The following is an 11,173-nucleotide window of genomic DNA, read 5'->3' on the forward strand; positions in this document are numbered from 1 at the left end:
AGATGTTATGATGAATCTTGATTTCAATGGCATTAGACCCGTGAATGGGTCGGCAAGGGACGGTTTTGAGGAATTTGTATGCCAACTGGCACGCAAAGAGGAGATTCCATGCAAAAAGAGATACATACGTAACGGTAAACCCGATGGGGGTGTGGAGTGCTATTGGATACTGGAAGATGGCAGTGAAGTGGCATGGCAAGCTAAATATTTCTGTAAGGCTTTTGACAACTCACAGTACCAGCAAATAGATGGTTCGGTTAAAGAGGCGCTAAATTCTCACCCGAACCTGAAGAGATATATTATAGCAGTGCCCACAGACTCATCAGACGCTCATGTTGAAGGAAAAAAAAGTATGAAGGAGCGGATTGAGGGTTATGTGAAAAGATGGTCAAAGAATAATCCTGATGTCACGTTTGAGTTCTGGTGGGCAACAGATTTAATAGAAAGAATACAAAGGCCTGCAAACCAAGGAATGATACGGTTTTGGTTTGGGGGGAATGAGTTTACTGACGAGGATTTGAAGCGCTTCAATACGGGCTCGATAAAAGATTTAGGTAAACGGTATTTACCTAAGTTGAATGTTGAGGTTGAGCCCATTGAATACTTTGAGGTGCTATCACGTGGGGAGTCATTTAGGCATTTTCTTAGTGAAGAACTGAAAGCTGCAGAGGATGCTTGTGGAAAAATAGAGAAGGATAAGCATTGTCATGAGGCCTTGGATAAGGTTGAGAATGTAAGGAATACCATCAAGCAAATTTATGAAACCAATGTTTTTGGTATAGATAGCATACCGCTTGATGCTTTTTTGACGGCACTATCGGCACTGGCCGAGGCAGTACAAAGTATTGCATACAAAATAGTAGAAAAAGAAAAACCGACATACGAAGAGAACAGAATATCCAGCCAATTATATGAATTAGGCGTTGATGTGCTGAATGTCTATAACGATCTGAATCAGGATCTCATGAGGTTGATAAAAGCCCCTATCTTGATTCTTCAGGGAGAAGCTGGTGTAGGTAAGTCACATTTAATAGCAGAAGTTGTGAAACGACGGGAAAAAGCAAAACAGACCAGTCTACTTTTTCTGGGACAGAAATTCACAACTGATGAAGATGCCTTTGCTCAGATGATGAAGATGCTTTATTTTAGCGGAACCCCAGAAGAGTTGTTGGAAATGCTTGAAGCGAAGGCTGTGACGACAGGCCACCGGTTAATCATCTTTATTGATGCCATCAATGAGGGACACGGGTTGAATATTTGGCAAAGAGACATCCGTAGTTTTATTGATAGAATTAGGCAGCATCCTTGGCTGGGATTGGTTATGAGTATCCGCTCGTCATACATTGAGGCTATACTTCCATGGGATGAGTTTAGGCATGATTACTGTGTAAGAGCATGGCATCATGGATTTGGCCGTAGTACCCAAAAGGCCGTACAATTGTATTTTAAAGAATACAACATATTGTATCCATCAGTACCGCTACTCAATCCTGAATTCAGGAATCCACTGTTTCTGCATTTGTTCTGCGAAGGAATGAAAAATAATGGCCATAGGAAGATTCCTGATGGGATTAGGGGTATAACATCGGTCATGAATCTGTTTTTTGATGGCGTAGAGAAATCTATCAGAAAGGACAAACGATATTCACCATCAATCAGGTGCGTAGAGAAAGCGGTACGCAAATATATTGCGAGTACCACGAAAGAAGGCCGACATGAGATACCTATAGATAAAGCCATTGAAATGTTCGCGGATATTTGTCCGAGTGTTTTCAGTGAGGGTGAATTGATGGATTGCCTAGTGTCTGAAGGCGTTTTCAGCAAAAGCGCCTTCTGTAAATCGGATGGGAGTTATGGTGAATGTATATACCTGACATACGAAAGATTTGAAAATGTTCTGCAGGCAGCGTATCTTATAGACGAATTGCAATATGATACTAATGCTTTGGAGGAATATGTTCAGACTGTGAAAATTCCGTATAGGATAGAAGGTCTGTTAGAATCACTGGCAACCTTGTTGCCGGAGCGGAAGGGAGTTGAATTGTATGATGCATTGCCGAGTTTTAGGGATAGTAAAGCTGTGGTGCATGCGGTACTGTCCAGTTTGATATGGAGAGATGAGAAGACCATAGATGCGCGACTTGATATCTATTTCGCTGAATTTATGGATGATGACGCATTTAGAGAGCGTCTTATCAGAACTGTGATAGAGATTGGTTTTAATAGTGGGAACTATTATAATGCCGATTATCTGCATAAGATGCTTGCGCCGATGAGATTGGCAGACAGGGATGCTTTGTGGATACCGGTGTTGTATAGGATATATGGTAGTAGGGAAAACATTGTTGAGGATATTATTAACTGGGTTTGGGATGAAAGCGATAAGGTATATATTGACGATAAGTCGGTAGAACTGGGAGCTACCTTGCTATCATGGTTCTTGGCAAGCACCAACCGTAAGCTACGTGATACTGCGACAAAGGCCCTTGTGCAGTTGCTTCATAACAGGATGCAGGTGCTTATACCAATCTTTGAAAAGTTCAAGACCGTTGATGACCCATACATACATGAAAGACTATATGCCGTGGCTTTAGGGTGCGCAGTAAGGGCAAAGAATAAACAGCATCTGGTCAGTTTGTGCCAATACATCTATACAATGGTATTTGATGTTGAAGATGAAGTTTACCCACATGTTTTGCTTCGTGACTATGCAAGAGGGGTTATAGAATATACACTCTCAATGGGAGATCAGTTTGATATAGATGTGGATAGAATACGGCCACCGTATAAGAGTTCGTTTGATTTTGCGCCTGTGCCTAACGAAGAAATAAAAACACTGTATGAGCAATGCAGCGGGAATAAAGATTGTTATGGCATGTATAATATGCTCACCTCCATGTTTACGGAGCATACGACTATCGGCTTCTCGTATGGAGACTTTGGCAGATATACATTCCAGAGTGCTTTGAGTGACTGGAAAATAGATGCTGAGGATCTGAGTAATGTGGCTATAAAACTCATTATTGAGAAATATGGATACAGTGAAGAAAGACACGGCGAGTTTGATAAGAACGTAGGCTCAGGGAGAGGACGCACGACCATACCTAATGAGCGGATAGGTAAGAAATATCAGTGGTTGGTCCTGCATGAATTGTTGGCCAGAGTGGCAGATAATTTCCCCAAGTTGGAGTATAGGTGGAGTGAGAATGAAGTTGAATATGAAGGGCCGTGGAATCCTTATGTTCGAGATATAGACCCTACGACCCTTATACGAGTAAATGGGGATTGGGGAGACACGAAATCCCGTGATGAATTCTGGTGGTATGGAGGTAAGTATGAGAACTGGAATGCAGGAATGGTCGATTGGCTTAATATTGATGATGATGTGCCACCAGTCGAGCCGATTATAGAAGTGAAGGATTCTGATGGGTGTGAATGGCTTGCATTGGAATGCTATCCGGAGTGGGATGAACCACATGGCAAGGATGACATATACAAAAGGCTGTGGTATCAGGTGAGAAGCTGTATCGTTGACGAAGAAGAATTTCCGCATTTGTATGGATGGGCCGCGAACCAGAACTTTGGTGGCAGATGGATGCCGGAGAACAGTGAGCGGTACGAAGTGTTCTACAGGGAGTATTACTGGTCACCGTCATATAGATGCTTTGATGATGATGGACAGACAAAGAAGGTGTTTTATGACAGGATTACGAACCAAATCATTGCCTATGGGGAGGTATCATCAATTTGTTATTTGTGGGAGGCTGGAGAAGATTATTCCAAAGAAAAAACTTATAGTTTCCTTATTCCTTCAAAGCAATTGTTTGACGGTATGAAAATGCAATTTGCCGATGAAGAAGGGGTGTTCGAGAACGAGGAAGGCAAGGTGATTTGTTTTGATGCTGGAGCCATCGAAAAGTCGAAAACCTATTTATTGGTTAGGAAGGATGCTCTGTTGGAATATCTCAAGGAACACCACAAGAAGATAATGTGGTATGTGCTTGGTGAGAAGAATATAATTGGAATTCATAATTATAATAGTGTGCCAAAGCTGCCTATGTGGCTTATTGTTAGCGGGACTTATACGCTGGATGAGAGTGGTAGAGTCGTGGGGAGTTTGAGGTGTTGTCATGAGAAGTAGTAACTATATGAACGTAATAACACAATGGGGATACGAGTAAATAAACTGTTGTCGGAATTGAATATAGGGCTGTCTACACTTGATAGCTTGCTTAAGGCTTTGGGTTATAAGGAAGATCTTCTATCAATAAACACAAAGATACCTGACGAAATAGCAACCCTTGCAAGGGTGATGTTCGGTAAGGATACTGACTATGGCAAGATAGTAAAGGCTGCTGCAAATAAAGATATCAATGGGAGTGCGTATAGCAACCTGACATGGTTTAAGCCCCAGGGGAATAGAAGTTTCAGTGAACTTGTATCGCCACCATCTCTGGTATATAGCGAGGAAGATAGTTTTTGGATTAGCGAGCTACTTGTACTCTCAGCTGCTAATAATCTTACCAGGATAAACACAGGATCGTTCGAAGAGGCAGAGGGGTTACCGCTATACTCAGTATGTATTGGTACCAATGGAGTAGGTAAGAGTATGCTGATGAAAGAAATTGTGGATTTTTTTATTGATTTACATGCTTGTGCTGCTAACGATAAAGACGCGAAGTTATCGCCAGCTAATAAAGGTCGGTTAAAAGGCATCAAATATCATATAGATGGTATAGATTGTGAAGTATTTAGGCTGGAGAAGAATTATTTTGTGCGAATTAATGGGTATTTTTATTCCATTAAGGATTTACGGCTACCTTCAATTGTTGCTTGTCATTTCGGTGCATTCGACAAGCTTCCCGTACAGAAAGTAAATGGATCGGCTCAAACGAGATATGACGTGCCGTATTATAGATACGTGGGAGCTCATGTGAATGGTAATATGATTTCTTCTTCTGCCATTGCCTTCAGGTTGCTATTTGCACTGAATGAGCAGATGAATGATAGGCAACGGAAGAACATTTGTTCGATACTTGACTTCATTGGGTATGACCATCGTATATCGTTGTCGTATACGGTTGTAATGAAATCCAAGAAAGATGGCGTTGTAAAAGAGGATATTAAGAAAGAAGTTGATAATGACAATGATTATGATACGTATAGTAGACAGGAAAAGAATGAGCTAGCAAACAAACTGTATACTTTTTATAAGAATAAATCACCGGCTTCCAAAACAACATACGATTACGATATAGATTTTGACTCAGCATCAAGTGGTTTCCTAGAGGAACTTCAGCTTATCTATAAGTTGAAAAAATATCGTTTTGTTAACTCTGCGAATGTGATATTCCACAAACCGGGAGTAGATGTTACGTCGGAAGATCTGAGTTCGGGAGAGTTCGCGATGCTGTCAACTGTTTTGAGTATATCGGCTGCTGCAAATGATCCGCATACATTGGTACTGCTTGATGAACCGGAATTGAGTCTGCATCCGAACTGGCAGATGACATTGATAGACAACCTTGACAGAGCGTTGGCAAATCAAGTATGCCATCTGCTGATTGCAACGCATAGCCATATGTTGGTTTCGGACTTGCCGATGAAGCGTTCGGCTGTTACCCAAATAGAGAAAGATAAAGACGGAAGTTTGAATGCGACCACCATAGCGGAAAGTACTTATGGATGGAGCGCAGAAGAAGTGCTCCTGAAAGTGTTTAAAACGGCGACGGACAGGAATAAGTATTTGGCAGAAGTGGTGGGCACGCTATTGAAGAATATTGGCGATAACACGATAACTGCCAAAGAAGTTAGAACACAGGTGGACTTTCTGGAGAGCGTATCGGGCAATCTTTCGGATGTTGACCCGATGAAGAAAATCATTTCTACCATTATAGAAGGCTTTGCGGGAAAATGAAGGTGACAGAGGATTTCGTAATTAATCGTCCTTATGATTTGACGGGTGAAGACTTAATGGCCATTGAGGAGGCCAGTCCTGTAGAGAAGGATAAGGGAGATTGGGAGAAAAAATGTTTGGATGGGTTTAAGGGAAGGTTTAGGCGGGATATGCTTCCTAAGCAAAATTATCGGTGTGCATATTGCAGGCTGGAACTGCATACCAACGAGGTGACGCCTGAGATAGAGCATATTGTGCCTAAAAACTTGAAGCCTAACTGGATGTATGAGCCGTTTAACCTTTGCTTGTCGTGTAAGTTGTGTAATACGAAGAAAGGTCATAGGAAGAAGACATTAGTAGATGAATCGGTAGAGGAGTTGCCCCATGATGCGAAAGCATACAAGTTGATTCATCCACACTTGGACAAATATTCGGAGAATATTGAGTTTATTGGCGACATCTTGTATAGGGGTATATCTGATAAAGGCAGGTATACGATATGGCTGTGCGAACTGAACCGATATGAGGTGGCTGCCGCGAGAGCGATGGAGCTGATTAAACAGGGGGTAATTGATGAAACCCGAACTATCTTGATGTTGACTGACGAGGATAATCAGAAGTTGGTTGATGACTTGGATGAGTTTCTTGAGGATATCAAGAATAGGATAAGGACGTATAAAATGGAGAATGGGATAGGATGACACAGGACGAAAGGTGGCAGAAACGGTATGAGGAGGTGGTTGGTTTCATAGAGACTAACCATAGGAATCCCTCGAAATATGTGGCAGAGGATAGAGATATGCTGAATTGGCTGAAGGCTAATAGAAAAGCTCTTAATGCTGGGAAAATGAAGCCGGAAAGGGTGGAGAAGTTCAGAAAACTTCTGGAAATGACGGAACAGTATCGGAGGAAGAATCAGTGGGAGTAGATGTATGAGGGAAGATGTAAGATGGAAGAAGGAAGATGGAAGAGGGATGAGGGAAGATGTCTGAAGGATGATGGATGAGGGAAGATGTAAGAGGGATGAGGGAAGAGTTGAGAGTTGACAATTGACAATTGAGATGGGAAATGGATGTCTTAAAAAAGAATAATAATACAAAGGAATGCAATAAAATACGGGGGGAATCGTTAATTTTGCAGTCGAAATGGTAAACGAAGTAACCATAAAAGGATATAAATCGTTCAAGGAGCTCAACCTGAAACTGGGTGGGCTGAACTTGCTGATTGGCTCGAACGGATCGGGAAAAAGTAATTTTCTGTCGATGTTCGAGATGCTGAATAATGCCTTTGAACAACGGCTGGCTAACTATGTTGCCACATTGGGAGGGGTTGACAAGTTGTTGTTCCGTGGACGTAAGGTTACTGACGTGATAGAGGCTCAGTTGACGATGGGTCATAACAGCTATATGCTGAGGTTGCAGGAGGCTGACGGAAAGCTGATTGTGGCGGACGAGAGGCTGGGATACTATAACGACAGCGTGAGCATTTCGCAGTTTACCCCGGAAACGAATATCAAGGGGTATAACGGCATGAAACGGGGCGACTATATCAAGACGTATCTGTCGCACATCAGGAAGTTCCACTTCCACGATACGGGCAGACGGTCGCCTTTTGCATCGGAATGTCATGTACAGAATGATGCGTATTACCTGTATGCCCACGGGGAGAACCTGGCGGCTATACTATATCGCATCAATAGGGAGCAGCCTATTGTTTACAGACGTATCGTCAAGGTGATACAGAGTGTGGCTCCATATTTTCAGGACTTTTACTTTAATGTTTCGCAGGCAGATACACTGAGGCTGCAGTGGCGGGACAAGTATGGTGATATGGTGTATGGTCCGAATGATCTGTCGGACGGTACGATTCGTTTCATTGCGTTGGCGACGCTGTTTATGCAGCCAGTGCTGCCGAGTGTGATTATCATAGACGAGCCGGAGTTGGGCTTGCACCCTGTGGCCATCCAGAAACTGGCAGGGCTGATACAGTCGGCCAAGCAGCGGGGTACGCAGATTATAATTGCTACACAGAGCTCAGACCTGATCAGCCAGTTTGAGCCTGAAGATGTGATAACAGTTACCCAGACTGACGGGGTGACGAGCATGGAGCGGCTGAACAGCGAGGACTTGAAGGTGTGGCTGAATGAGTATACGATAGGTGACTTGTGGAGGCAGAGTATTGTGAAAGGAGGTCAGCCATGATGAAGAGAATAATTGTGGTCTGTGAGGGTCCGACGGAGAAGGAGTTCTGTCAGGACATTCTGTTGCCTCATTTCCAGAAGCTGGACATCGTGATAGAAGCTCCACTGATTAAGCAATCTGGCGGAGGCATTGTGGCCTGGCGAGTACTGAAGAGCCAGCTGGAGCGACATCTGGCTGAAGGTGATGCCATTGTGACAACGTTTATAGATTATTACGGCATAAGGAAGGATCATGAGTTCCCCGGATGGGATGCTTCGCAGAAGGCCCCGCATAATATTGACAAGGTGCGAGCACTGGAGGATGCGATGCGTAATGAGATACCTGACGAATGTCGCCACAGATTTATACCTCATATTCAGTTGCATGAGTTTGAGAGTCTGTTGTTCAGCGACGTGGATGCCTTTGCACGGAACTTTGCTGACTATGACCTGGACTTGGAGCAGCTGAGGAGGGTGGTGAGTAAGTTTGCCAATCCGGAGGACATCAACAACAGCCCGAAGACGGCTCCGTCGAAGCGCATACTTGGTGCGGTGAAGAGTTATAGCAAGGTGCTGGATGGTAATTGCGTTGCCATGGACATAGGACTGGAAAGGATGAGACAATGCTGTCCTCACTTTAATGAATGGGTGAGTGAAATGGAGAAGGTGTGATCGAACACGAATGGCACGAATAAAAGGAAAAATGCTGGTATTTTTGCAAAAAATAAGATTGATGACAGTGCGTAACTTGAATACTTATAGTTTATGTTTACATTAATTCAACTTCCTTATGCGCCAGAGGCGCTGGAGCCGGTGATTAGCCGGGAGACGATAGCTTACCATCATGGGAAGCATCTGCAGGCGTATGTGAATAACTTAAATGGGCTGCTGGAGGGTAGCGGGTTTGAGAAGGCTACGCTGGAGGAGATTGTATGTAAGGCGACGGGGGGCATCCTGAATAATGCGGGGCAGATCCTGAACCATAACTTGTACTTCGGACAGTTCGCTGCGCCTAAGGCTGACAATAAGCCTACGGGAAAGCTGGCGGAGGCGATTGCTCGTGACTTCGGGTCGTTTGAGGCTTTTAAGGAGGAGTTCCAGAAAAAGGGGGCAACTCTGTTTGGCTCTGGCTGGGTATGGCTGTCGGCTGACAAGGACGGGAAGCTGGTGATCACGCAGGAGGTGAATGCGGCTAATCCTATCCAGAAGGGTTTGAAGCCGTTGCTGACGTTTGATGTATGGGAGCATGCGTATTACCTGGATTATCAGAATCGTCGACCTGATCATCTTGCTGCCCTTTGGCAGATTGTTGATTGGAAGGTGGTGGCGGAAAGGATATGATACCATTTTTGTCATTGAAGGAGGTGACGGCTCTGCATGGGGCTGAGATCAACGAGGCGGTGTGCCGCGTTGTGAAAGGGGGATGGTATCTCCAAGGGAAGGAGAATGAACGGTTTGAGGCTGACTATGCGCGGTTTATCGGGACTAGGTGTTGTATAGGGTGTGCCAATGGACTGGATGCGCTCTTCCTGATCTTCCGTGCGTATCTGGAAATGGGGGTCATGCAACCGGGGGACGAGGTGATCGTTCCTGCTCATACGTATATCGCCACGATTCTTGCTATCACGGAGAATGGGTTGAAACCGGTGCTGGTGGAACCTAAACGGAACACACTGGAGATGGATGATGACAGGATAGAGGAGGCGATTTCTCCGAAGACTAAAGCGATCTGTATCGTACATCTGTATGGGCGTAATGCTTATACGGAGAAGATCGGGGCGCTTTGTGAGAAGTATCAGCTGAAACTGGTGGAGGACAGTGCGCAAGCGCATGGGGCGAAGGTAAAGGTTAGAGGTGAGAGGTTAGAGGTGAGAGGTGAAGGGTTCACGGTTAAGGGTGAGAGGTTAGAGGTTAGAGGTGAGAGGTTAGAGGTTAAAGTTACGGGAAGTATTGGGGATGCGGCAGGGCATTCGTTTTACCCGGGGAAGAACCTGGGGGCTCTGGGGGATGGCGGTGCTGTGACGACGAATGACCAGGAACTGGCTGCTGTCATCCGTGCCTTGGCGAACTATGGCTCCCCCCAGAAATATGTGTTTAAATATGCGGGGCGTAACAGTCGGTTGGATGAGATACAGGCGGCTGTGCTGGATGTGAAGTTGAAATATCTGGAGGAGGATAACGAGCATCGCAGGGTGGTGGCTCATTATTATTATGAGCATATCGACAACCCGCTGGTGTCTTTGCCAGACTTGTTGCCTGATGAGCAGAATGTGTATCATTTGTTTCCGATCCTGGTGAGTGGGGGGAAGCGGGATGCGTTGCAGGCTTATCTGGCGGATAACGGGGTGGGGACGTTGATTCATTATCCGATTGCTCCGCATCAACAGGAGTGTTATGCCAATGCGGCATGGAACATGCCGAGGTTGCATCTGCCTGTCACGGAGCGGATTGCTAATGAGGAACTGAGTATCCCGATGGGGCCTGCGCTCTCGCTGGAGGATGCGAAGCGTGTTGTGGAGGTTGTTAATTGTTTTACTTAGATTTTAACAAAAACCTGAAAAACCCTCTTTTCTGAGATAAATGCTCTTATTCGAGCATTTTGATGTTCTTAGTGATCATCTTCCTTGTGTGCAAGCACCCAGATAAGCTTACCCCTAATCCCATCATCCCTTTCAGGGACTCTATCTCATAAAAGAGCAAAAACCTAAAAAACACATTAGTGCTCCATTTTTTGGAATGCCCCTTTGGGGCTAGAAATTATTCAAAATTAACGATGATGTATTCTTGATCTGCCTGTCGTCAGCTCGCATGTTATTCTGCGTTCTAGTGCGCTCAAGCAAGCTTGGCTCCCTATCCCCCAGAATACCATTGCATCCTTCTTCAAAGGATGCTCAAGAATACATCATCTCAAAAAATTATTCAAAGCTGGCGCCTCCCTAGACTAACTCCAAGAATATTTCAAGGCTAAAGCTCACACGGGGACAGTCCTAGGTTGTTAAGTTAATCTGTGAATTATTTGTTAATTTTAGGGGATAATATTTTAACTAAATATATTTACATATTTTAGTATATTGATTACTATTTTTCTTGTATAATTC

Annotated in this window: 8 protein-coding genes; all 8 read left to right on the top strand. The window is 44.2% G+C overall.

Annotation, left to right across the window (positions count from 1 at the left end; translation table 11 throughout):
• Positions 1-7 precede the first annotated feature (7 nt).
• Complete coding sequence (locus tag BM257_RS13015) at positions 8-4,141, top strand: NACHT domain-containing protein (protein WP_092073540.1); 4,134 nt, start codon at positions 8-10, stop codon at positions 4,139-4,141.
• 24 nt (positions 4,142-4,165) lie between these two features.
• Positions 4,166-5,917, top strand: coding sequence for an AAA family ATPase (locus BM257_RS13020; RefSeq protein WP_092073543.1), 1,752 nt, complete (start codon positions 4,166-4,168; stop codon positions 5,915-5,917).
• 149 nt (positions 5,918-6,066) lie between these two features.
• A complete protein-coding gene (locus BM257_RS13025; protein ID WP_143096863.1) occupies positions 6,067-6,597 on the top strand; it encodes an HNH endonuclease in 531 nt (176 codons plus the stop codon).
• Positions 6,594-6,824, top strand: coding sequence for a helicase associated domain-containing protein (locus BM257_RS13030; RefSeq protein ID WP_092073549.1), 231 nt, complete (start codon positions 6,594-6,596; stop codon positions 6,822-6,824). Before BM257_RS13025 ends, BM257_RS13030 begins: the two co-directional genes overlap by 4 nt.
• Positions 6,825-7,041: 217 nt before the next feature.
• Complete coding sequence (locus tag BM257_RS13035; protein ID WP_092073552.1) at positions 7,042-8,097, top strand: AAA family ATPase; 1,056 nt, start codon at positions 7,042-7,044, stop codon at positions 8,095-8,097.
• Positions 8,094-8,747, top strand: coding sequence for a DUF4276 family protein (locus BM257_RS13040; RefSeq protein ID WP_092073556.1), 654 nt, complete (start codon positions 8,094-8,096; stop codon positions 8,745-8,747). The genes BM257_RS13035 and BM257_RS13040 overlap by 4 nt, the downstream gene beginning before the upstream one ends.
• 93 nt (positions 8,748-8,840) lie before the next feature.
• Positions 8,841-9,416 carry a superoxide dismutase gene (locus tag BM257_RS13045; protein WP_092073558.1) on the top strand — a complete coding sequence of 192 codons (576 nt, stop codon included), beginning with the start codon at positions 8,841-8,843 and terminating at the stop codon, positions 9,414-9,416.
• Complete coding sequence (locus tag BM257_RS13050) at positions 9,413-10,615, top strand: DegT/DnrJ/EryC1/StrS family aminotransferase (protein ID WP_092073561.1); 1,203 nt, start codon at positions 9,413-9,415, stop codon at positions 10,613-10,615. Before BM257_RS13045 ends, BM257_RS13050 begins: the two co-directional genes overlap by 4 nt.
• Positions 10,616-11,173 lie beyond the last annotated feature (558 nt).

This window comes from Prevotella sp. tf2-5, assembly GCF_900115435.1.
Taxonomy (GTDB): Bacteria; Bacteroidota; Bacteroidia; order Bacteroidales; family Bacteroidaceae; genus Prevotella.